The sequence below is a fragment of the Pseudomonas sp. MIL19 genome (assembly GCF_028680365.1).
Taxonomy (GTDB): Bacteria; Pseudomonadota; Gammaproteobacteria; order Pseudomonadales; family Pseudomonadaceae; genus Aquipseudomonas; species Aquipseudomonas spirodelae.
Genome location: NZ_JAPPVG010000002.1, coordinates 90959 through 114478, shown reverse-complemented (window position 1 = coordinate 114478; position 23520 = coordinate 90959). Strand labels below are relative to the sequence as shown.

The 23520-nt window shown below is 59.3% G+C and carries 15 protein-coding genes; 8 read left to right on the top strand and 7 right to left on the bottom strand.

The genetic code is table 11. The annotated features are described in order from the left end of the window. Positions 1-83 precede the first annotated feature (83 nt). The 5 genes from tpx (at position 84) to N1078_RS02295 (ending at position 9733) form a co-directional block, all read left to right on the top strand. Positions 84-584, top strand: a complete 501-nt coding sequence (gene tpx / locus N1078_RS02315; RefSeq protein WP_274086593.1) for a thiol peroxidase — start codon at positions 84-86, stop codon at positions 582-584. A 224-nt stretch (positions 585-808) separates the two neighbouring features. Continuing rightward, the gene (locus N1078_RS02310; RefSeq protein ID WP_274086592.1) at positions 809-2038 is read left to right on the top strand and encodes an MdtA/MuxA family multidrug efflux RND transporter periplasmic adaptor subunit; all 1230 of its coding nucleotides are present in this window, start codon (positions 809-811) and stop codon (positions 2036-2038) included. Beyond that, positions 2035-5133, top strand: coding sequence for an MdtB/MuxB family multidrug efflux RND transporter permease subunit (locus tag N1078_RS02305; protein WP_274086591.1), 3099 nt, complete (start codon positions 2035-2037; stop codon positions 5131-5133). Before N1078_RS02310 ends, N1078_RS02305 begins: the two co-directional genes overlap by 4 nt. Then, entirely contained in the window at positions 5130-8237 is a 3108-nt protein-coding gene (locus N1078_RS02300) for an efflux RND transporter permease subunit (protein ID WP_274086590.1), read from the top strand. Before N1078_RS02305 ends, N1078_RS02300 begins: the two co-directional genes overlap by 4 nt. After that, positions 8234-9733, top strand: coding sequence for an efflux transporter outer membrane subunit (locus N1078_RS02295; RefSeq protein WP_274086589.1), 1500 nt, complete (start codon positions 8234-8236; stop codon positions 9731-9733). Before N1078_RS02300 ends, N1078_RS02295 begins: the two co-directional genes overlap by 4 nt. Here N1078_RS02295 and N1078_RS02290 read toward each other — a convergent pair. After that, the gene (locus N1078_RS02290) at positions 9681-10532 is read right to left on the bottom strand and encodes a LysR family transcriptional regulator (RefSeq protein ID WP_274086588.1); all 852 of its coding nucleotides are present in this window, start codon (positions 10530-10532) and stop codon (positions 9681-9683) included. The genes N1078_RS02295 and N1078_RS02290 overlap by 53 nt on opposite strands. Positions 10533-10638: 106 nt before the next feature. On the opposite strand from N1078_RS02290, the gene N1078_RS02285 reads away from it, so the two are divergent. Together N1078_RS02285 and N1078_RS02280 are read left to right on the top strand one after the other, a co-directional pair. Continuing rightward, the gene (locus N1078_RS02285) at positions 10639-11097 is read left to right on the top strand and encodes a nucleoside deaminase (protein WP_274086587.1); all 459 of its coding nucleotides are present in this window, start codon (positions 10639-10641) and stop codon (positions 11095-11097) included. Beyond that, complete coding sequence (locus tag N1078_RS02280) at positions 11090-12322, top strand: CynX/NimT family MFS transporter (protein WP_274086586.1); 1233 nt, start codon at positions 11090-11092, stop codon at positions 12320-12322. Before N1078_RS02285 ends, N1078_RS02280 begins: the two co-directional genes overlap by 8 nt. A gap of 35 nt (positions 12323-12357) precedes the next feature. Here N1078_RS02280 and N1078_RS02275 read toward each other — a convergent pair whose 3' ends face one another. After that, positions 12358-12858: a disulfide bond formation protein B gene (locus tag N1078_RS02275; protein WP_274086585.1), complete on the bottom strand. Its 501-nt coding sequence runs from the start codon at positions 12856-12858 to the stop codon at positions 12358-12360. Positions 12859-13040: 182 nt separating this feature from the next. Further along, on the bottom strand, positions 13041-13229 hold the full coding sequence (locus tag N1078_RS02270) for a hypothetical protein (protein WP_274086584.1): 189 nt from the start codon (positions 13227-13229) through the stop codon (positions 13041-13043). A 233-nt stretch (positions 13230-13462) separates the two neighbouring features. Here N1078_RS02270 and katG point away from each other — a divergent pair, with 233 nt between their 5' ends. Next, the gene (gene katG / locus N1078_RS02265; protein ID WP_274086583.1) at positions 13463-15673 is read left to right on the top strand and encodes a catalase/peroxidase HPI; all 2211 of its coding nucleotides are present in this window, start codon (positions 13463-13465) and stop codon (positions 15671-15673) included. A 98-nt stretch (positions 15674-15771) separates the two neighbouring features. Here katG and N1078_RS02260 read toward each other — a convergent pair whose 3' ends face one another. From N1078_RS02260 to N1078_RS02245, 4 genes are read right to left on the bottom strand one after another with little or no spacing between them, the layout of a single operon-like run. After that, complete coding sequence (locus N1078_RS02260) at positions 15772-16698, bottom strand: PleD family two-component system response regulator (protein WP_274086582.1); 927 nt, start codon at positions 16696-16698, stop codon at positions 15772-15774. 1 nt (position 16699) lies between these two features. After that, positions 16700-16996, bottom strand: a complete 297-nt coding sequence (locus N1078_RS02255) for a hypothetical protein (RefSeq protein WP_274086581.1) — start codon at positions 16994-16996, stop codon at positions 16700-16702. Positions 16997-17055: 59 nt separating this feature from the next. Continuing rightward, on the bottom strand, positions 17056-21570 hold the full coding sequence (locus tag N1078_RS02250) for a PAS domain S-box protein (RefSeq protein ID WP_274086580.1): 4515 nt from the start codon (positions 21568-21570) through the stop codon (positions 17056-17058). A gap of 54 nt (positions 21571-21624) precedes the next feature. After that, a complete protein-coding gene (locus tag N1078_RS02245) occupies positions 21625-23334 on the bottom strand; it encodes a putative bifunctional diguanylate cyclase/phosphodiesterase (RefSeq protein WP_274086579.1) in 1710 nt (569 codons plus the stop codon). Positions 23335-23520: the final 186 nt, after the last annotated feature.

Below are 23520 nucleotides of genomic sequence, written 5' to 3'. Positions count from 1 at the left end.
AAGAGGGCGCGGGCTTGCCATTTGGTGGGTTCGCGCCCTTACTTGTTAACCGTCTCCAATTTCGCTGAAAAAGGATTGTTCCAATGGCACAAGTCACCCTTAAAGGTTCCCCGGTTGAAGTCGCTGGTCAACTGCCACAGGTGGGCCAGCAAGCCCCCGCTTTCAGCCTGGTCGCCGGCGACCTGAGCGATGTGAGCCTGGCCAGTCTGGCCGGTAAGCGCAAAGTGCTGAATATTTTCCCAAGCGTCGATACCCCGACCTGCGCCACGTCCGTGCGTACGTTCAACGCCAATGCCAGCAAGCTGGCCAACACCGTGGTGTTGTGCATCTCCACCGACCTGCCGTTCGCCCAGGCGCGTTTCTGCGGTGCTGAAGGTCTGGAAAACGTGATCAACCTGTCGACCATGCGCGGCGCTGAGTTCCTCAAGGACTACGGCGTGGCCATTGCCAGCGGTCCACTGGTGGGCGTTGCTGCCCGTGCGGTCGTAGTGCTGGATGAAAACGACAAAGTGCTGCACAGCGAGCTGGTTGCTGAAATTGCTGACGAGCCGAACTACGAAGCTGCAATGGCTGTACTCAAGTAAGCGCACACTTCGCATCATCGACGGCCTGCTTTGCAGGCCGTTTTTATTTATGGCTTGTTATCCCGGCGGGTCGTTGCGATGCGAGGCTGAACGCCAATCCGACGATTTTCTATTCGGATCAGATATTTAGTTACGTAAGAGAAAGGTAAATAGGCGGTAAAGAACCTTTGCACGGGAGCTGATAGTCAATATCGTTCAGGCTCCCCAAGGAAGTGATCGTCGCCATGCCTGATACACAGCTCAGCAACCGTACCCGTAACCTGTCGCGCCAATGGCTGATTGGCCTGCTTGCGCTCGCCGCGCTGAGCCTGCTGCTCTGGTGGTTTTGGCCCAGTGCAGAACAAGGCCCGGAAATGGGCCGTGGCCGTTTTGGCGATATGGGCCCGGTACCGGTGCGCGTGGCCAGTGTGAGCCAGGGTGATTTCCCGGTTGAGCTCAAAGCCCTGGGCACGGTCACGGCCTATAACACGGTGAATGTGCGCGGCCGGGTAGATGGCCAATTGGTCAAACTGCTGTTTAAGGATGGTCAGCAGGTCAAGGCGGGTGAGCTGCTCGCGGTGATTGACCCGCGGCCCTATGAAATCGCCCTGCAGCAGGCGCAGGGCGCACTGCAAGAGCGCCAGGCGCAGCTGCGTAATGCCGAGCTGGACCTTAAGCGCTACCGCGGGCTATACGCCGAAGACTCAATAGCCAAGCAGGCGCTCGACACCCAGGAAGCGCTGGTTAACCAGTACCGCGGCAACCTCAAGAGCTTGCAGGCGGATGTCGCCACCGCGCGGCTTAACCTCGATTTCACTCAGGTGCGCGCACCGATCAGCGGCCGCCTGGGTATGCGTCAGGCGGATGTCGGTAACTTGGTTGGTTCCGGCGATACCCTGCCATTGGTAGTCATCACCCAGACCCTGCCCATTGCCGTGATGTTCACCCTGCCGGAAGCCGAACTGCCAGCGGTGGTGCAACAAATGCGTACCGGCAATACCTTGGCTGTCGAGGCCTGGGATCGCAGTGAAAAACTCAAACTGGCCGAAGGCGAGCTGGAAAGCCTCGACAACCTTATCGACACCGCCACCGGCACGATCAAACTCAAGGCGCGCTTCGCCAATGCCGAAGAGCAGCTCTTCCCCAATCAATTCGTCAACGTTCGCTTGCGGGTGAAAACCCTGCAAAACGTCACGCTGATGCCCGCCGCCGCGCTGCAGTTCGGCGCCAGTGGCACCTTCGCCTATGTTGTGGACGAAGAAGACAAGGTGCAGCTGACGCCAATCAGCGTCGGCCCCAGCGATGGTCAACTCAGCGTGGTGGAGCAGGGCCTCAAACCGGGCGATCGCCTGGTGCTGGAAGGCACTGACCGCCTGCGCTCCGGCAACAAGGTCGAGGTAATCGGCGATAAACCGGTTACTGCCCAGAAGGACGTGGCTACGCCTGAGCGCATGGGAGCGCCGCGCGCCCAATGAACGCCTCTCGCCTGTTTATCCTGCGCCCGGTCGCCACCACGCTGATCATGCTGGCGATATTCCTCAGCGGCCTGATCGCTTACCGGATGCTGCCTGTCTCGGCGCTGCCGGAAGTGGATTACCCGACCATTCGGGTGCTGACCCTGTATCCAGGCGCCAGCCCCGATGTGATGACCAGTGCGGTCACCGCGCCGCTTGAGCGCCAGTTCGGCCAGATGGCCGGGCTAAAGCAGATGTCCTCGACCAGCTCCGGCGGCGCCTCGGTGATCAGCCTGCGCTTCAACCTGGAGGTGAAGCTGGATGTCGCTGAGCAGGACGTGCAGGCCGCGATCAACGGCGCGAGTAACCTGCTGCCCAGCGATCTGCCGGCGCCGCCGGTGTACAACAAGGTCAACCCGGCTGACACCCCGGTGCTGACCCTGGCCATCAGCTCGAAAACCCTGCCGCTGCCGCAGGTGTTTGACCTGGTCGACACCCGCCTGGCGCAAAAGCTTGCGCAAACCAGCGGCGTTGGTCTGGTCACCTTGGCGGGTGGGCAGCGACCGGCGGTGCGCCTGCGGGTCAACCCTGAGGCCTTGGCGTCCTACGGTTTGAACCTCAGCGATGTGCGCACGCTGATCACCGCCAGTAACGTCAACCAGCCCAAAGGCAACTTCGACGGGCCGACCCGGGTGTCGCAACTGGATGCCAACGACCAGCTGAAATCTGTCGATGAATACCGCGAGCTGATACTGGGCTACAAGGACGGCGCCACGCTGCGCCTGAAAGACGTCGCAGACATCATCGATGGCGCCGAGAACCAGCGCCTAGCCGCCTGGGCCAATCGCAACGAGGCCGTATTGGTTAACGTGCAGCGCCAGCCCGGCGCCAACGTGATTGATGTGGTTGACCGTATCCAAACGCTGCTGCCCCACCTGACCCAGGGCTTGCCGGCCAGTGTTGAGGTCAGCGTGCTGACCGACCGCACCGAGACCATCCGCGCCGCAGTCAAGGGCGTGCAGCATGAACTGCTGCTGGCCATCGCCCTGGTGGTGCTGGTGACCTTTCTGTTTCTGCGCAAGCTCTCGGCCACGCTGATTCCGTCCATTGTCGTGCCGCTGTCGCTGATTGGCACCTTCGGCGTGATGTACCTAGCGGGTTTCACCATCAACAACCTGACGCTGATGGCCCTGACCATCGCCACCGGCTTTGTGGTGGACGATGCCATCGTCATGCTGGAGAACATCGCCCGCCATCTGGAGGAGGGCGAAACGCCGCTGAATGCCGCGTTAAAAGGCGCCAAGCAAATCGGCTTTACCCTGGTGTCGCTGACCATCTCGCTGATTGCAGTGCTGATTCCACTGCTGTTTATGGCCGATGTGGTCGGGCGGCTGTTCCGTGAGTTCGCCATCACCCTGGCGGTGGCCATCCTGATCTCGCTGGTGATTTCCCTGACCCTGACGCCGATGATGTGCGCGCGCTTGCTTAAGGCCGAAAAGCCTGAGGAAGAAGGGCGCTTCTACCGTGCGGCCGGCGCCGTGATTGACCGCATGATCGCGCAATATGGCGTGTGGCTAACCTGGGTGCTCAAGCATCAACCGCTGACGCTTTTAGTCGCCATTGGCACGATGGCGTTGACCGTGCTGTTGTACCTGGCAGTGCCGAAGGGCTTCTTTCCGGTGCAGGACACGGGCGTTATCCAGGGCATTTCCGAGGCGCCGCAGTCGATTTCCTTCAAGGCCATGAGCGAGCGCCAACAGCGCCTGGCCGAGGTGGTTTTGCAGGATCCGGCCGTCGCCAGCCTGTCGTCCTACATCGGCGTAGATGGCGATAACCCCACGCTCAATAGCGGCCGCCTGTTAATCAACCTGACGCCACGGGCCGAGCGCGATGTCAGCGCCAGTCAGATCATCGAACGCCTGCGCCCCGAGTTGGCGCGGATTCCCGGTATCGAGCTGTATCTGCAGCCGGTGCAAGACCTGTCCATCGAGGATCGGGTCAGTCGCACGCAGTTCCAGTTCAGCATGGAGTCGCCGGATATCAGCCTGCTCGAAGAGTGGGTGCCCAAGCTGGTCAGCGCGCTGCGTGAGCAGCCGGAGCTGACTGACGTGGCCAGCGACCTGCAAAACCGTGGCCTGCAGATGTTTCTGCAGATCGATCGCGACATGGCCGGGCGCCTCGGGGTGAGTGTGGCGGACATCGATAACGCCCTGTACGACGCTTTCGGCCAGCGGCAGATCTCGACCATCTACACCCAGGCCAGCCAGTACCGCGTGGTGCTGGAAAGCGAAAACGCCGGCAGCATCGGCCCGGCGGCGCTGCGGCAGATTCACGTCAAGGCTGCTGATGGCCAACAGGTCGCTTTGTCGAGCCTGGCCCAGGTCGAGGAACGTGCGGCCAGCCTGCTGATCAACCATATCGGTCAATTCCCCGCGGCCACCCTGTCATTCAACCTGGCGAGTGGCGTATCGCTGGGTGAGGCGGTGGCGGTGATTGAGCGCATCAAGCAGGAGATCGGCATTCCAGCGGCGGTGCAGACGCGCTTTCAGGGCGCCGCCGAAGCCTTCCGCGCCTCGCTGTCGAGCACCTTGCTGCTGATTCTCGCGGCCATCATCACCATGTACATCGTGCTCGGTGTGCTCTACGAGAGCTATATCCACCCGATCACCATTCTCTCCACCTTGCCCTCGGCGGGAGTCGGCGCGCTGCTGGCGTTGCTGATCAGCGGTAACGAGCTGGGGTTGATTGCGATTATTGGCATCATCTTGCTGATCGGCATCGTCAAGAAGAACGCGATCATGATGATCGACTTCGCCCTCGACGCCGAACGCAACCAGGGCATGCAGCCGGAAGCGGCGATTTACCAGGCGGCGTTGCTGCGTTTCCGGCCGATTCTGATGACCACTCTGGCGGCGCTGTTTGGCGCGATCCCGCTGATGCTGGCGACCGGCTCCGGGGCGGAGCTGCGCCAGCCGCTGGGCTTGGTGATGGTCGGTGGGTTAATGCTGAGCCAGGTACTGACGCTGTTCACCACGCCAGTGATCTACCTGTATTTTGATCGGCTTTCGCGGCGTATCAGTGGTCGCAGCGCGGCCGGGCTTGTGGTCAGCCGATGAACCTTTCTGCGCCCTTTATCCGCCGGCCAGTCGCCACCTTGCTGCTGAGCCTGGCAATTCTGCTGCTCGGCGGCGTCAGCTTCGGCCTGCTGTCGGTAGCGCCGTTGCCGCAGATGGATTTCCCGACCATCACCGTGCAGGCCAGCCTGCCGGGCGCTAGCCCGCAAATCATGGCCTCCAGTGTGGCCACACCGTTGGAACGCTCACTCGGCACCATCGCCGGCATCAGCCAGATGAACAGCCGCAGCAGCCAGGGCAGCACGCGGATCATGATCCAGTTCGATCTGGATCGCGATATCAACGCCGCCGCCCGTGAGGTGCAGGCCGCCATCAACGCCTCGCGCGAGCTGTTGCCCAGCGGTATGCGCAGCATGCCCACCTACGCCAAGGTCAACCCGTCGCAAGCACCGATCATGGTGCTGTCGCTGTCCAGCGATGTACTCGATAAGGGCCAACTGTATGACGTGGCCTCGACCATCCTGGCGCAGAAACTCGCGCAGGTAACCGGCGTGGGTGAAGTGCAAATCGGCGGCAGCTCCTTGCCCGCCGTGCGCGTGGCCCTGGAGCCACGCCTGCTCGATCACTACGGCATTGCCCTGGATGAAGTACGCCAGAGCATCAGCGCGGCCAACGCCAAACGGCCGAAAGGTGCAGTGGAGGATGCCGAGCGGCACTGGCAGGTGCAGGCCAGTGATCAGCTGGAAAAAGCCGCCGATTACCTGCCGCTGATTATTCGCTACCAGGACGGCGCCGCGGTGCGCCTGGGCGATGTGGCGACCGTTACCGATGGCGTAGAGAACCGCTATAACAGCGGCTTTTTCAACGATGAGCAGGCGGTGCTGCTGGTGATTAACCGGCAGACCGGCGCCAATATCATTGAAACCATCGCCGGCATCCGCGAGCAGTTACCGGCGCTGCAAGCGGTGATCCCCGCCAGTATCACCTTGCAGGTGGCCATGGATCGCTCGCCGGTGATCACCGCGACCCTGCATGAGGCCGAGCAAACCCTGCTGATCGCCGTGGTGCTGGTGATTCTGGTGGTGTTCGCCTTCCTCGGGCGTTGGCGCGCCGCACTCATTCCCGCCCTGGCTGTGCCGGTGTCATTGGTCGGCACCTTTGCTGTGATGTACCTGCTGGATTTCTCCCTGAATAACCTGTCGCTGATGGCGCTGATCATCGCCACCGGGTTGGTGGTGGACGATGCCATCGTCGTGCTGGAGAACATCTCGCGGCATATCGAAGCTGGTGAAACGCCCATGGCTGCAGCCTTCAAGGGCTCACGCGAAGTGGGCTTTACCTTGCTGGCGATGAACCTCTCCTTGGTCGCGGTGTTTATCTCGATCCTGTTTATGGGCGGCATCGTCGAGCGTTTGTTCCGCGAGTTTTCCATCACCTTGGCGGTAGCTATCGTGATTTCCCTGTTGGTGTCGCTGACCCTGACGCCGATGCTCTGCGCACGCTGGCTCAAGGCCGAAACCGCCGAACACCAGCCCAGCGCCATGCAGCGTTTGGGTGGAGCCGTGCAGGCGCGCGTGTTGGCGTTCTACCAACGCAGCCTGGACTGGGCGCTGCGCCACTCGCTGCTGATGCTGTTCAGCCTGCTGGCGACCATTGCGCTGAACATCTTCCTGTTTGTCAGCGTGCCAAAAACCTTTATGCCGCAGCAGGACACTGGCCAGCTGATCGGCTTTATTCGTGGCGATGACGGCCTGTCATTCCAAGTCATGCAGCCGAAAATGGAAATCTACCGCCGCGCCGTGCTGGCAGACCCGGCGGTGGACAGCGTGGCCGGCTTTATTGGCGGCAGCGGCGGGATTAATAACGCCTTTATGATCGTGCGCCTCAAACCCATCGCAGAGCGCAAGATCGGCGCCCAGGCGGTGATCAATCGTCTGCGCAAAGAGGTGCCGAAAGTGCCGGGTGGGCGGTTGTTCCTGATGCCCGACCAAGATTTGCAGATCGGTGGCCGGGAAGGGCGCAGCTCGGAAAACGAGTTCATGCTGATGTCCGGTGATCTGGATGAGTTACGCAAGTGGCTGCCGCCCGTGCGCGAGGCGCTGCGTGCCTTGCCAGAGCTGACCGACATTGACGCCACGGAGGTTGAAGGCACGCAGCAGATTCGTCTGGTGGTCGAGCGCGATGTGGCCAAGCGCCTGGGCGTGGACATGAACATGATCACCGCCGTACTCAACAATGCGTTTAGCCAGCGGCAGATTTCGACCATCTATGACAGCCTCAATCAGTACAGCGTGGTCATGGAGATCAATCCGCAGTTTGCCCAGTCCCCGGAAACCCTCGAGCAGATTCAGCTGATTACCGCCGACGGTGCGCGGGTGCCGCTGTCCAGTTTCGCCCGCTGGGAGCGCAGCCTGGAAGAAGACCGGGTGAGCCACCAAGGGCAGTTTGCCGTGGAAAACATTGGCTTTTCCCTGGCCGAAGGCGTCAGCCTGGATCAAGCCAGCCAGGCCATTGAACGTGCCATCGCGCGCATCGGGTTACCCACTGACGTACAAGGCGTGCTCGGCGGCACTGGCGGGGCCTTCCAGCAGACCCAGCAAAACCAGCCGTGGATGATTCTGCTGGCCTTGGTGGTGGTGTATATCGTCCTCGGCGTGCTCTACGAGAGCTATGTGCACCCGCTGACCATCCTCTCCACCTTGCCCTCGGCCGGGGTGGGCGCACTGCTGGCGTTGCAGCTGATGAGCATCGAGTTCAGCCTGATTTCGCTGCTCGGGTTATTCCTGCTGATCGGCATCGTTAAGAAGAATGCGATTCTGATGATCGACCTGGCCCTGCAGCTGGAGCGCCAGCAGCACCTGAGCCCGGCGGAGTCGATTCGCCAGGCCTGCCTGCTGCGTTTTCGCCCAATCATGATGACCACCCTGGCGGCGATCCTTGGCGCACTGCCGCTGATGCTCAGCAGCGCCGAAGGCTCGGAAATGCGCCAGCCGCTGGGCATCACCATCGTTGGTGGCTTGGTACTGAGCCAACTGCTGACCCTGTACACCACGCCGGTGATTTACCTGTATTTCGACCGCCTGCGCCACCGGGTTAACCGCTGGCGCGGTGTGCGCACTGACGCTGCTTTGGAAACCCCGTTATGAATGTGTTGACTGCCTACCGCTTACCCGCCTTGTTGGCATTAAGTTTGGCCCTGAGTGCCTGCGCCATCGGCCCGGACTACCAGCGCCCACAGCTGCAAACCCCGGCGCAGTTCAAACAGATTGAAGGCTGGACCCAGGCCCAGCCCCGCGATGTGCTGGCGCGCGGCAGTTGGTGGCAGCTGTATGGCGATGCCGAGCTGAATGCCCTGGTTGAGCGGCTGAATATTTCTAACCAGAACCTGGCCGCCAGCGAACCGCAGTACCGGCAGGCCCGCGCCCTGGTGCGTGGCGCGCGTGCAGCGTTCTACCCGAGCCTGTCGAGCAGCGCCGGGGCCAGCCGCAGCGGGCAGGGCACTGGCAGCCAGAATGCATCCAGCGGCACCAGTTCGAGCAGCAGCGGTGTATCCACCAACTATGACCTCAGCCTGAATGCGGCCTGGGAGCTGGACATTTGGGGCAAGCTGCGCCGCTCGCTGGAATCCAGTCGCGCCGGTTTTGAAGCCAGCGCTGCCGATCTGGCCGCGCTGAAACTCAGCCTGCAATCGGAGTTGGTGCAGAATTACCTGCAACTGCGTGTGCTGGATGATCAGCAGCGCCTGCTCGATGCCACTGTCGCGGCCTATGCGCGCTCGCTGAAGCTTACGGAGAACCAGTACAACGCCGGCATCGTGCCGAAATCCGATGTCAGCCAGGCGCTGACCCAGTTGAAAAGCACCCAGGCCCAGGCGATTGATCTGCAATGGCAGCGCGCCCAGCTGGAACACGCGATTGCTGTACTGATCGGCGTGCCGCCCAGTGAGCTGAGCATCGTTGTGCGCGAGCAATTGCCGGTGTTGCCAACAATCCCCGTGGCGCTGCCATCGCAACTGCTGGAACGCCGCCCAGATGTGGCCGCCGCCGAACGCCGGGTAATGGCCGCCAACGCCGATATCGGCGTGGCTGAAGCGGCGTGGTACCCGGACCTGACTATTTCCGCCAGCGGCGGCTACCGGGGCAGCAGCTTTGCCGACTGGATAGATTTGCCCAACCGCTTCTGGTCGCTCGGCCCACAACTGGCGCTGACGTTGTTTGATGGTGGCGCGCGCAGCGCCGAACTGGAACGCACGGAGGCGGCTTACGATCAGACCGTGGCGCAATACCGTCAGTCCGTGCTCGATAGCTTCCGCGAAGTGGAGGACTACCTAGTGCAATTGCGTGTGCTGCAGCAGGAAGCCTTAGTGCAGCAAGAAGCGCTGGACGCCGCCCGTGAATCCCTGCGCCTGATCGAAAACCAGTACCGCGCTGGCACTGTCGACTTCAACAGCGTGGTTAACGTGCAGGCCACGGCGCTGAATAACGAGCGCAGCAACCTGACGCTGCTAGGCAGCCGCTTAACTGCCAGCGTGCAGCTGATTGCCGCGCTCGGCGGCGGCTGGCAGCAACAGCAGTTGTTGGACGAGCACCCTACGGCTGCGCAGCAGACTGATCCTGGCACAGCTGATACAGACGCTCCTTGAGCAGGCTGCCGGCCTGGCCCAGGTTAGGCCGGGCATACAGCACCAGGTGCATGCCCTCGATAGCCGGCAGGCTGTCGATGATCTGGTGGTCAGCCTGTAGGACGCGGCGTGGCAGCAAACTGATGCCCAGGCCTGCCGCCACCGCTGCACAAACGCTGGCCAGGCTGGTACTGGAATAGCCAATACGCCAGTTACGGGCCTGCATCTCCAGCGTCTGAATCATTTCCTGGCGATACAAACCACCGGGAGCAAAGACCGCCAGCGCTAACGGCTCACGTTCCCAGGCCGGGCGCTGCCGGCTGTCTACCCAACACAACGGCTCCGGCCAGGCGGCTAGGCAATCACTGCCGGGGTTCATTTGCTTGCTCAGGAGCAGGTCAAACTGGCCATCGCGGTATTGCCGCAGCAGCTCCGGGCTGAGCCCGCTGCTGACCTCTAAACGCACACTGGTTTGCGTGTCGGCAAAGTCGGCGAGCAGGGGCATCAGGCGTTCGGCGGCAAAATCCTCCGGAACGCCGAGGCGCAGTACACCCTCACTTTGCTGGTTGCGCAGCACATCGTCGGCCTCATCGTGCAGCGCCAGAATGCGCCGGGCATAGCTGCACAGTTGCTCGCCTTCGGCGGTCATCAGTATCTGCCGGGCGCTGCGATCAAGCAGACGGCAGCCAAGGTTGTCCTCCAGGCGACGTATTTTCTGGCTAACGGTCGACTGGGTGAGGTGCAGGCGTTCAGCCGCGCGGGTGAAATTACCGCAGTCGGCCACGGCAACAAAACTGCGCAAGAGCAGGTGATCAAGCATCAAAGTATTCCTGAGCCAACTGATAGGCATGCTTATATTTAATTTCAGCATACTTTGCCGGCTCGGGATAATCCCCGTTATTGATTAGCCCAACGATGAGTGCGCCATGAGTAGTGATCGCGATTTTCTTGAACAGGCCATCCGCCTCGCCGAAGCCAACGTGGCGCAAGGCGGCCGACCGTTTGGCGCGGTGTTGGTCCGTGAAGGCCAGCAGCTGACCGCAGCCAGTAACCAGATGCACGTGAGCTTTGATCCCTCGGCGCATGCCGAGTTGTTGTGTATCCGTCAGGCCAGTCAGCTGCTGGCCTGCAACCGCCTGGAGGGCTGTGTGATTTATGCCAGCGGCCAACCGTGCCCCATGTGCCTGAGCGCCATGCACCTGTGCGGCATCAGCCGGGTGGTGTTTGCCGCCACCAATGCCGAGGGTGAGCCTTTTGGTTTGTCCACGGCGGGGGTTTATCAGCAGTTGAGCTTGCCGTTGGCGCAACAGCGTCTGCGCATCGAGCATGCCGCACACAGCGCGATGACGCCGCTGTATCAACGCTGGTATGCCGAGCATGCTTAAGCAACTGTCGCGACATGCGGGCCCAGGACTGCGTACCTGCGCTTGGGTGGGGGTGTTGGTGATCTTGGCGCTTAACCTGCGACCGAGCCTGACGTCGATCAGCCCGCTGTTGAATGACATTCGCAGCAGCGTCGGCATGGGTTTTCAGATGGCCGGCCTGCTCACCACCTTGCCGGTGGTGTGCATGGGCTTGGTGGCGCTGCTCAGTGCTCAGGTCGAGGCTCGTCTGGGTGAGGGCAGGGGCATTGCCCTGGGTTTGCTGTGCATTTTGCTGGCCTGTGCGGTTCGCGGGCTCATCGATCACAGCGTGCTGCTGGTGTGCTCGGCCTTGTTGGGCGGCTTGGGTATTGCGCTGATTCAGGTGCTGGTACCGGGCTTGATCAAACGTCGGTTTGTCGGCCGCGTGGCCCTGGCGATGGGCATTTATTCGGCGGCATTGATGAGCGGCGGCGGTCTTGCCGCCTGGTTTAGCCCGCGCCTGGCGAATAATTTTGGCCATTGGCATGCCGGGCTGGCGCTATGGGCGTTACCCGCGTTACTCGCCTTGCTGCTCTGGCTGCAAACACCTTGGCGCGCTGCGCAAAGCCTGTCTGTCGAGCAACGGCTTAGTCGGTTTGTCCGCAATAAGCGCGCCTGGACCCTGGCGTTGTATTTCGGTTTCAGCAACTGCGGCTATATGGCCGTCGTGGCCTGGCTACCGGCCTATTACCAGCACTTGGGCTGGAGCAGTCAGAACAGTGGCGCGCTATTGGCCTGGATGACAGTGTTTCAGGTGCTGGCCGCGCTAGGCATGCCAGCGCTTGCCCAGCGCACGCGTGAGCGCCGTGGTTTGCTGAGCATTAGCCTGATGGCGCAATTACTCGGTTTTGCCGGGCTGCTGCTCGCGCCGCAACAAGCTGCGCTGCTGTGGGTAGCACTGATCGGTTTCGGTTTGGGCGCCTGCTTTGCCTTGAGCCTGATCCTCACCCTTGACCATTTGCAGGAGCCAAGTGCCGCCGGTCAGCTAGCGGCCTTTGTGCAGGGTTTTGGTTTTTTGATCAATGCGCTTGCGCCCGCCGCCGGTGGTTTGCTGCGCGAAATAACGGGCGGTTTTTCCACGACCTGGCTGTTGATGGTGGTGTGCATTGCATTGATGTTGGCGTTGACGCCGCGCTTTAGCCCATCCAGCTACTGGCGTATTACCACCAACGCGCAGCAACCACCCGCGATAGCCGCTTGCGGGTAAGCGGCTGCGGGTCGCCGCTCAGTGCGCAACCGCGATTAGCGGCGAATGGCGCGCCAGGCCGTATACAGGCAAAGTGCCAATAGCAGGGCGACGCCAGCCAAGGTCCAGTAGGTGAACGAGAGGCCGAGAATGCTGTAGTCGTTCTCGCCACACACGCCTGCGCTCATAAAGACGCTGGGCAGCCACTCATGCAGCGGCAAGTAGAAGGCATAGAAGGGGAAGGGCGAGCAGCTGGAGCTTTCCAGTACGCCGATTTCGATCAGCAGCAGATGCGTGTTGTCATACACCGCCATGCCGCTTGCAGCCAGTAGCAGCGGCCATAGCAGTAGGCTCAACCAACGCACGCCAAGGGCCTCGAGCGCCAGAATCAGCAAGCTGATAACCCCACCACAGAGCAGCCATAACCGAATCTGAATGCACAGGGTGCAAGGCTCCCAACCAAGCAGGTGTTGCAGCAGCAGCGCGGCACCAAGCATGGCGAAGCAGGCGAGAGCAATCAGGGTGAGCAGAGGGGTGATTGACGTGGGGCGGGACATCGTAATCTCCGAAGGGAACGGGTGTGTCGGCTAACGCAGAGACGGCGCCGACAGCTCAAATAGTGTGCGCGTGCCCTAGATTGTCTTTCCAGGTACACCGCCAGCAGCGCAAGGATGATCGTCAGCGAATAGGCAAACAAGCCTAGATTGATGCCCAGGGTCATATTTCCCCTTCACCGAGTTCAGCGTTTGAGCAGTGATGAGTGCAACTGGTTAAAACACTGAACGATGCGCGTATGGCTGACATCGCTAAAGGTCTGCTGCGTGAGGCTGACCAGCACGCTGGATTTAACCCGACCAGAACCCAACTGACGGTTCATATAAGCCAGCAGTTCCTCGTCGCTGACGTTGTTGGGAGGCAACTGTTCCATAGATCTACGGCCTTTGGTGGGTGAACGCACAGGCTGCGTGGGCATCTTACATTTCATCCTATTGAGCTGACGCTCGCGACACATCCGCTTGCTGTTTGGTGAGCGCGACTATTCAGCGGGCGATGCCATACTCACTGAGGACTATAACGCTCATACCGAAATCCTATTGGCTCGTTGACTGCCCAGCCACGAAGCTATGTGCATCCGGTAGGTGAATACAACAGGAGTGAATCATGTCAAACGAAGCGAAGTGCCCATTCTCCAGTGGCGCAGGCAAAAATAGCGTATCTGGCGGCGCACCGAAGAACGCCGATTGGTGGCCGAACCAGCTCAACCTGAAAATTTTGCAGCAGCACTCTTCCAAGTCCGACCCTATGGGGGCTGACTTCAACTATGCCGAAGAATTCAAGAGCCTTGATCTGGATGCCGTGATCAAGGACCTGCACGCGTTTATGACCGACTCGCAAGACTGGTGGCCAGCCGACTGGGGTCACTACGGCGGTCTGATGATCCGTATGGCCTGGCACGCTGCTGGCACCTACCGTATTCATGACGGCCGCGGCGGTGCAGGCACCGGCAACCAGCGTTTTGCGCCCCTCAACAGCTGGCCGGATAACGGCAACCTGGACAAGGCGCGTCGCCTGCTCTGGCCGATCAAGCAGAAGTACGGCCGTAAGCTGTCCTGGGCCGACCTGTTCGTCCTGGCCGGTAACGTGGCACTGGAGTCCATGGGCCTCAAGACCTTCGGTTTTGCCGGTGGCCGCGCGGATATCTGGGAGCCAGAAGAAGACACCTACTGGGGTGCGGAAAACGAATGGCTCGCTACCAGCGATAAACCCAACAGCCGTTACACCGGTGATCGCAACCTGGAAAACCCATTGGCGGCCGTACAAATGGGTCTGATTTACGTCAATCCTGAAGGGCCGGACGGCAACCCCGACCCACTGGGTTCGGGCCGCGATGTACGCGAAACCTTTGCGCGCATGGCCATGAATGATGAAGAAACCGTGGCACTGGTAGCCGGTGGGCACACCTTCGGTAAAGCCCATGGTGCAGGCGACCCGTCGCTGGTGGGCCCGGAGCCGGAAGCGGCACCGATTGAAGAGCAAGGCTTGGGCTGGATCAACAAATTTGGCACTGGCAAAGGCGTACACACCACCACCAGCGGCATTGAAGGAGCCTGGAAGCCTAACCCTACTACTTGGGATAACGGCTATTTCGACATGCTGTTCGGTTATGAGTGGCAGCTAACCAAGAGCCCGGCTGGTGCGCATCAATGGACGCCGATCAACTGCAAGCCTGAGCACCTGATTCCTGATGCCCATGATCCTGCGCTAAAGCATCCGCCGATGATGACCACCGCTGACATGTCGCTGCGTATGGACCCGGTCTACGAGAAAATCTCGCGGCACTACCATCAGAACCCGCAAGCGTTCGCTGATGCTTTCGCCCGCGCCTGGTTCAAGCTGACTCACCGTGACATGGGGCCACGTGCGCGTTACCTCGGCCCACTGGTGCCACAGGAAGAGTTGATATGGCAGGACCCCGTGCCGGCTGTTGAGCACGCCCTGGTTGATGCGCAAGATATTGCTGGCCTCAAGGCCAAGGTACTGGCGTCCGGCCTGTCGATTGCACAGTTGGTCAACACTGCTTGGGCTTCGGCTTCCACCTTCCGTGGCAGCGACAAGCGCGGTGGTGCCAATGGTGCGCGTATTCGCCTCGCACCGCAGAAGGACTGGGACGTTAACCAGCCCGCTGAGCTGGCTAAGGTACTGGCTAAGCTCGAAGCGCTGCAGAAGGACTTCAATGCAACGGCAACCGGCGGCAAGCAAATCTCCCTGGCTGACCTGATCGTCCTGGGTGGTGCGGCAGCGGTTGAAGCGGCGGCGAAGAAGGCCGGTATTGAAGTTGATGTGCCGTTTACCCCAGGCCGTACAGATGCCACGCAGGAACAGACCGATGTCGAGTCCTTCGATGCGTTGGAGCCCAAGGCCGATGGCTTCCGTAACTATGCGAGCAAGGGCTACGAAAGCGTTGCTGCCGAGATGCTGATCGACAAGGCGCAACTGCTGGACCTTACCGCACCAGAGATGACCGTGTTGATTGGTGGCCTGCGCGCACTAAATGCCAACGTGGGGCAATCCTCGCATGGGGTGTTGAGCAAGCGTCCAGAAACCCTGAGCAATGACTTCTTCGTCAATCTGCTCGACATGGCGACCAAATGGCAGCCGTCCGCCACCGCCGGCGTGCTGGAAGGTCGAGATCGCAATACCGGTGACTTGAAATGGACCGGCAGCCAGGTGGATCTGGTATTCGGCTCTAACTCGCAGTTGCGCGCTCTGGCTGAGGTCTATGCCACCCGCGACGCACAGGCGAAGTTCGTCAACGACTTCATCGCCGCCTGGGACAAGGTGATGAACCTGGATCGTTTCGAACTGGCTTGATCATCACGCATAAGCCCGCAAGGGTGTAAAAACAAAGCCGCGGCCTGATCATTCAGGCCGCGGCTTTTTAGTGAGCGTCAGATGAGCGCCCACGCTGTTCAAGCAGCCAGGCTAAATATCTGATTACGCCCATTTTGCTTGGCCTGATAAAGCTGCTGATCAGCCAGGGCAATCAGCTCACTGGGCTCTCTGTCGATGCGGGGTTGCAGGCTCGCCACACCAATGGAAAGTGAGACCCACTTACTCACTTCAGAGCCGGGGTGGGCGACGGCTAGCTGGCTGATGCGGGCCTGGATTTTATCGGCCAATATCAGCGCACCTTGCAGATTTGTCTCCGGCAGAATGCAGGCGAACTCTTCGCCGCCAAAGCGCGCGGCCATGTCATACGGGCGATTAACGGATTGCGCGATGGCTTTGGCAACCTGGCGCAGGCACTCATCGCCCTGCACATGACCGAAGTGATCGTTATAGCGTTTGAAATAGTCGATATCGATCATCATCAAGGACAGCGTCCTGCCTTCTCGGCAGGCCTGACTCCAGGCTTGCGCCAGTCGCACATCAAAGGCCCGGCGGTTTGGAATACCGGTCAGGCCATCCACACGCGCCAGCCCCTTGAGGTAGTCGTTTTGCAACTTGAGGGTGAGGTGGGTTTTAACCCGCGCCCGGACGATCGCCGAGTTCAGCGGCTTGCTGATGTAATCAACGGCACCCAGCTCCAGGCCTAAGGCTTCATCGTCTTCTTCGCGCTTGGCGGTGATGAAAATAACCGGGATGGCGGCTGTTGCCGGGTCCATTTTCAGGCGTCGACAGACTTCAAGTCCGTCCATGCCGTCCATCATGATGTCGAGCAAAATCAGGTCAGGCTGCAAGGTTTTACTGACTGCGATGGCCTGCGCGCCGTGAGTGGCCATGTGCAGGTCGCAGTCAGCGCGAAACAGCTCATTGATGATACGGATGTTGATCGGCTTATCGTCCACCACGAGTAATTTAGGTCGACCCTGGTAATGCTCTATCCAGAAACCCATATCAATTCTCTTGAGCGAGGTTAAGAAGCTCATCACCCAGCACGCTTGCGCTGGGGAAATCTAAGCAGTCGACTGCCTGGCAAAACTGGGCGAAATGGCTCTGCCACTGCCTCGGGATGTTATGCACCATCGCTTCAGTCTGTTCAATAGCCTGCAGGTTACCGGCTGCCAGCAAGGTAAGAACATTGCGTAGCGAGTGCTGCCAATCGTTTGTGGGTCGCGACGTTACAGGGCTTATTTGGGCTTCAGCAGGTGCGAGAAAGGCTGAGTTAAGTTCGACAAGGCTCTGCTCAAGCATGCCTGCCAACGCCTCGCGCCAGTTGTGGCGGGCCAGAAGTTCGCCGGCAGCGGCGGGCTCTAGCCGTTTGATTTGCTGCTCAAGGTCGGCCGCCTGTGCTGCCAATTGCCTGGCGCCATGGTGCCGGCACTGCCCTTGAGCATATGCAGCTGCGCCAAGACTGCTTTTACGTCGCCTTGGCTGGCGTGTGAGTTCAGTTGCTGCAGTTGCTTACGCATTTCAGGTTCGAAGTTGCTCAGCATGCGTTGTAGCAATTTGAGATTGCCGCCAAAGCGACGCAGTACCGCTTCGCTATTCTCAGTAGCCGCGCCTGAGTGGGGCTCGCTCGCGTCGTTTTCCGGCGCAGTGGTTCCCGTCCAGTGCTGCAGGGTCGCCACCAGTTTATCTAGATCAATGGGTTTGCCGATGTGGTCACTCATCCCCGCCGCGAGGCACACTTCACGGTCCGCCACTGACGCATTGGCGGTCATGGCGATGATGGGCAAGTCAGCAAAGCGGGCGTCTTGGCGAATCAGCCGGGTGGCTTCAAGCCCATCGATGCCAGGCATCTGGATATCCATCAGCACCGCATCGAAAACGTTTGGCGTCGCGACAACAGTGTCCACACCTTCTTGGCCGCCTTCTGCCAGGAGCACTTGCGCGCCTTCGCCCATCAACAGTTCCTGGGCGACTTGGCGGTTTAAGTAGTTGTCCTCAACCACCAATAGACGCAGGCCTTCTAGGTGTTTTGAGACGTTATAAGCTGGGGTGATACGCCTCACCGAGGTACCACTGATTACCCGTGCCACGGCATCGGCCAGTTGTTTGGGGGTTACCGGTTTGGTCAAAAACGCGGCAAACGGTGCATCGGCGTCCTGCTCGCTGTCTGCCAAGGCTTCGCGGCCGTGTGCGGTCACCATGATTACCAGTGGCAGGCGCGCATCACCGGCTGAGTCGCGAATTAGCCTGGCGGCGTTAAGACCGTCCATGCCGGGCATTATCAGGTCCATCAATATCAGGTCGAAGGGTTGTCCTTTAGCGTGCGCTGCCGTTACACAGGCCATGGCCTCGGTCGCGTCTTGAGCCGCTTCAGCAGACCAATCAAGGTCGCTGCTCATTTGCACGAGGAGCTCGCGCGCCACAGGGTTATCGTCGACCACCAGAATGTGCAGCTTTTTGCCGACCACAGCGCACGCCGCTTTAATTGGGGTTTGCTGCGCGTCGATAGCGAACTCAAGGTCGAACCAGAAGCGACTGCCTTCGCTGACGCGGCTCTCTACCTGCAGTTCGCCGCCCATCAAGTTGATCAACCGCTTACTGATTGCCAGGCCCAAACCGGTGCCGCCATAGCGCCGGCTGATGGAGGCTTCGGCCTGGGAAAAACCGTCGAAAATACGCTTGAGTTGTTCATCCGTGATGCCGATGCCCGTATCTGTGACCGCAATGCGCACCTTAACCTGCGTCTCGCTGCGCTCAAGCTGGCGCAGGCTGACAATCACGTTACCCTGCGCGGTGAATTTGAGTGCGTTACCCGAGAGATTGACCAGAATCTGCTGCAGGCGCTGACTGTCGCCAATCAAGACCGCGGGTAATGCAGGGTCGAGGTCAAACATCACCTCCACTGTTTTCTGCACCTGGTTACCGCTGAGCACCACCGCGAGGTCACACATCAGTGGTTCCAGCTGAATCGGATGCAGATCAAGTTGCAGCTTGCCGGCTTCGATTTTCGAATAATCAAGGATGTCGTTAAGTAGCCCCAGCAGCGATTGGGAGGCGCCGTAGGCTTTCTGAATGTAATCGAGCTGGCGCTGATTAAGCTCGGTGGCCTGCACCAGGTGCAGCATGCCCAGTACTGCGTTCAGCGGCGTGCGGATCTCGTGGCTCATATTGGCTAGAAAAGCGCTTTTGGCTGCACTAGCGGAGTCGGCCTGCTCTTTGGCAAAACGTAACGATGATTCCACTTGGCGCTGAGCGGTGATATCGCGATTGATCCCGGTGACTTTGAGCGGATTGCCCTCGGCGTCCATCTCTATTTGTGCGCCGGCTTGAATGATGCGGGTCGTGCCATCGGGCCGCACAATACGAAAAATTGGATCGTAAATGCTTTTGCCAGCAACCGCCGCTTCGAGCTTAGCCGCCGCTATAGGCGCATCGTCTGGGTGTACCCGAGCGAGCCAGTGCTCATAGGTAAGGCCTGTTTCGCTTAGGCTCAGTGGCTGTTGATAGAACTCATACATGCGTTCATTCCACTGCAAGCTGTTGTCGGTCAGGCACCATGACCAGATGCCCAACTCTGCCACGTCGGCGGCCATTAACAGTTGATCGCGGGTGGACAGGAGCTCTTGGCGCAGTTGCACCTGCTGACTCAGGTCGGTGATCACACAGACCAGCAACTGCTTGCCGGCGTGCATCAACCCGACAGACAGTTGCACCGGAAATTCGCTGCCATCCGATCGCCGCCCCATGAGTTCGGCAGACACTTGGGCCGGGTCACGCTCGCCTGCGGCGGCGTGCTCAATCAGCCGGAGTAACGGGCCTTGTGAAGCCGGGCTGAGCAAGGCCGGCAGAAAGTGCGTGTCCGTGGCGTCCTCTAGGCCAAATGCCTGTTTGGCCGCGGGGTTTAGGGTATGGATTCGTCCGCTGCTATCCAACGTCACCACCGGGTTGGGCGCGGTGTCCAAAACAGCTCGGGTAATTTCCAAGCTTGCTGCCAGTTCCGCTTCTGCCGCTTTGCGTTGGGTGATGTCAATGCCGATACCAAGGTAGCCAACCAGCTCGCCGTTAATTCCATGCATGGCGGTGACCATCAAGGTCACGGTGAGGTGCGAGTTATCCTTTCGCACGTAGGTCCATTCGCAAACCTCAGCGCCATCCAACTCGGCACGGTGGACAAAGGTGCGGAAACCCTCAATGGCTTGGCCATAGCGCTGACTGAGTTCAGCGCTACGCTGGCGCACTTCTTCGGGTAGGTGAATAACGGCAGGGGTTTGTAGACCGATCATCTCTTCTGCGCTATAGCCCAGAAGGCGTTCTGCGCCTTGGTTAAACAGGGTGATCAGCCCTTGGGTGTCGGTGGCAATAATTGATAGTTCAGAGGCCGAATCCAGCACGGTATTGAGTAGGGTGTTGAGCTTGTTGAGTTCGCCAGTGCGCGCGATTACCTGTTTTTCCAGGCTGGCATTGAGTTCCCTGATTTCAGTCTCAGCAGCCTTCTGTTGGGTGATGTCGCGCACTGTTTTGGAAATACCGATGATCTGGTGCTGCTCATCGAAAATGGGCGCAATGGTCGCGGATACTTCGACCAGGCTGCCGTCCTTGCGGCGACGATAGGTTTCATAGTGCTCGATAGACTCGCCGGCGTTTATGCGCTTGAGAATATTGGTTTCTTCGGCTCGATATTCCTCCGGAACGATCAGTTCAAGCAGGCTTTTGCCGACGGCTTCCTCACTGCTGAAGCCGAAAATATGCTCAGCCCCCTTGTTCCAACTGGTGACAATGCCGTCTAGGGTTTTACCGATAATGCCGTCGCGCGAGCTTTCTACAATGGCTGCTTGCTTGGCCTGTTCCGCAATTACCTGGCGCCGGTGCTGACGGTTTGCACCGAAAGCCGCGCTCAATGCGGCGAGCAAAACGCTGAGCAACGCCCCAATACCGAGTACCAGTTGCGGAGAGGTTTGGTTAAGGCCTTGAATAAATACGGGGTGGGCAATCAGTTGGATTTCCCAGCGGCGGCCAAACACCTCTCTCTCTAAGGTGCTGCTCAGGCCTTCAGCGTGCAGGTTGTGTTGATGCGTCTCTTCATAGAACAGAACCGGTTTTGCAGGATCGGTAACATCGCGTAAACGCAGGTCTACATCTTTGGTGCTGAACGGCAAGCCGCTGAGCACTTGTTCTGTGAGCAGGGCGGCGTAGCTCCAACCGAAGCCTTGTTGCAGCCGCTCGGCTTCTGTTTCAGGGGTCGTGCTGGTGCGGTAGATCGGCAGAAGAATAAGAAAAGACTGCAACGGCTTGCCGCTGGCCTGGACCAAGGTGATAGGCCCAGACAGTTGAACGGTGCCGGTTTTTAAGGCGTTAAACGCCGCTTCGCGGCGGTTCTGTTCGGACGCGATATCCAGACCGATAGCCGCGAGGTTGCGCGCTTCAGGTTCCATATATTGGATGACATAGCGCTCACCGCTATGGGGCGCTAATTGGCGAATATTGAAGTCGGGCTTGTCGTCGTTGCGTGCTTGCTGCACAAACGTGGCTTCATCAGCCGGACGCACCCTGCGAATAAAGCCAAAACCCAGCGCCCCTGTGAATTCTTGGTCGATATCGCGTGTCTGGCTATACGCGGAAAATAGCCTGCGGCTGATGCCATGTTCACCCAAGGTCACAATCGCGCCGCGGGCACCGCGCAAACCATATTGATAGAGGCGCACCCGCCGGGCTACCGCATCGGCTTTCTCTTCGGTGGCTTGCTGTAAGGCGGTCTGGGCCTGACGTTGATTGCTATTGTGCAGCCATAAGGCAGCCAGCACGCTCAGTGCAAGACCGATAGCCAAAGGGATGACAACACTGAATGTGCTCGTGTGGCGGGCGCTGGTTTTCTTCAAGGAAAGCATGCCTTTATTGTTAGGTACTAGGGCGCTTAGCCGCGGCGGACTCGATTAGCGGTGTGCCTGAAGGTATTCACACAGCCCTTGAAATGGCATTGGTCGGCTATAAAGGAAGCCTTGCATGACTGAGCAGCCCAGGGCCAGTAGTTTGTTTGACTGCTCCTCAAGCTCCACACCTTCGGCAATCAGCGCCAGGCCGAGCGCTTGGCCCATTCGCACAATGGCCTCGATAATTGCAGCGTCGCTACTATCGGTCAGCATGTCGCGAACAAAACCCTGGTCGATCTTCAGCACATCGAGCGGCAGGCTCTTCAAGTAGGTCAGGCTTGAGTAGCCGGTACCGAAGTCATCGATAGCAATATGCACGCCCATGGCCTTGAGTTCGTTGAGCACATCGCTGGCCATCTTAATATCCAGCGCCAGGACGCTTTCGGTGATTTCCAGTTCCAGCATCGATGGGGGCAGGGCGGTCTGTTCCAGGGCATTTTTGACCATGCTCAGAAACCCCTCTTCGCGGAACTGGATCGCTGAGATATTCACGCTCACGGGGACGGTTAAGCCCATGTTCAGCAGTTGTTTGGCGTCATTACAGGCCTGTATCAGCACATAGCGGCCGATCGGGATGATCAATCCGGTTTCTTCAGCCAAGGGAATGAACTCTGCTGGTGAGACCAGCGTGGCATCACTCATACGCCAGCGGATCAGCGCCTCCATGCCGCAAATACGGCGGTTAAGTGCATCATATTTGGCCTGATAGAACACCTCGAAAACCCCTTGCTCCAAGGCATTACGCATATGCCCTTCAAGCAGGTGACGTGCGCGCGAGATGTTCTCAAGACCTTGCGAGAAAAAACGCTGGCGATTACGGCCAAGCTTTTTCGCCTGATACATGGCGGTATCGGCATGACGGTAGAGCGATGCAAAGTCTTGGCTGTCATCCGGGAAAACACTCACACCGGCGCTGGCCGTGATGTCATAGCGTTTTTCATGGATGTGCATTGGGCTGGCGATGGCATCTAAAACCCGCGCTACAAAATCGCTGATGGCATCGAGACGGGTGACTTCGGAGAGCAGAATCAGAAACTCATCACCTCCACGTCGGCTTACCGTATCAATGCCCCGTGAGAACTGAGTTAAGCGCCGCGCCACCTCAGACAAAACCGCATCGCCGACGGCATGATCAACCGAATCATTGATGCTTCTGAAGTTGTCCAAATCCAGCATCAGCAAGACCACCATGCTCTGGTTGCGTTTGGCCTTTTGCAACGCTTGCTCGGCACGGTCCTGCAGGAGGTTAAGGTTAGGTAGCCCGGTCAGTTCATCGTAATAAGCCAGGCGTTTAGCCTGTTGGCGTAAGTTCAGGTGGGCGCGAACATGAACGCGAACGACCGGGAGATTCAGTGGTTTTTGTATGAAATCTATGCCGCCGAGTTCCATTGCTTTTATTTCATTGGCCGCCTGCGTTTGTGCGGTTACAAACAAAATAGCGGCATCACACAGCCGCGGATCCGCCTTGATCGTGCGGCATAACTCAAAGCCGCTCATGCCGGGCATTTGGATATCCAGCAAGATCAGGTCAGGGCGGCAGCGTCTTGCAAGCTCAATGGCCATGTGGCCATTACTGGCGATATGAACAGTGCCCAAGTCCTGCACCGCCTGGCTCAGTAGCAACAGGTCTCTGGGTTGGTCATCGACGATTAAAATCGTCGACAGGGCCGTGGGCGTCGTTTCAATCATTTGCCGGAGCTCCAGAAAATCCATTTCTGCCTGAAAGACTAGTAGATGAATCAGGGGTCGTTAGCCTCGGCGCTTCTCGATCCTATACGGCAGGCGGTTGCGCATTGGTATTCCGCCCATGCCGCACTGTAGGTACAGAGTAAATGCGAGTGCCGACTCCTCACCCATCTGGGCGATAGCCCAGCACGGTTAGCTTTCTTAGAGTGGTAG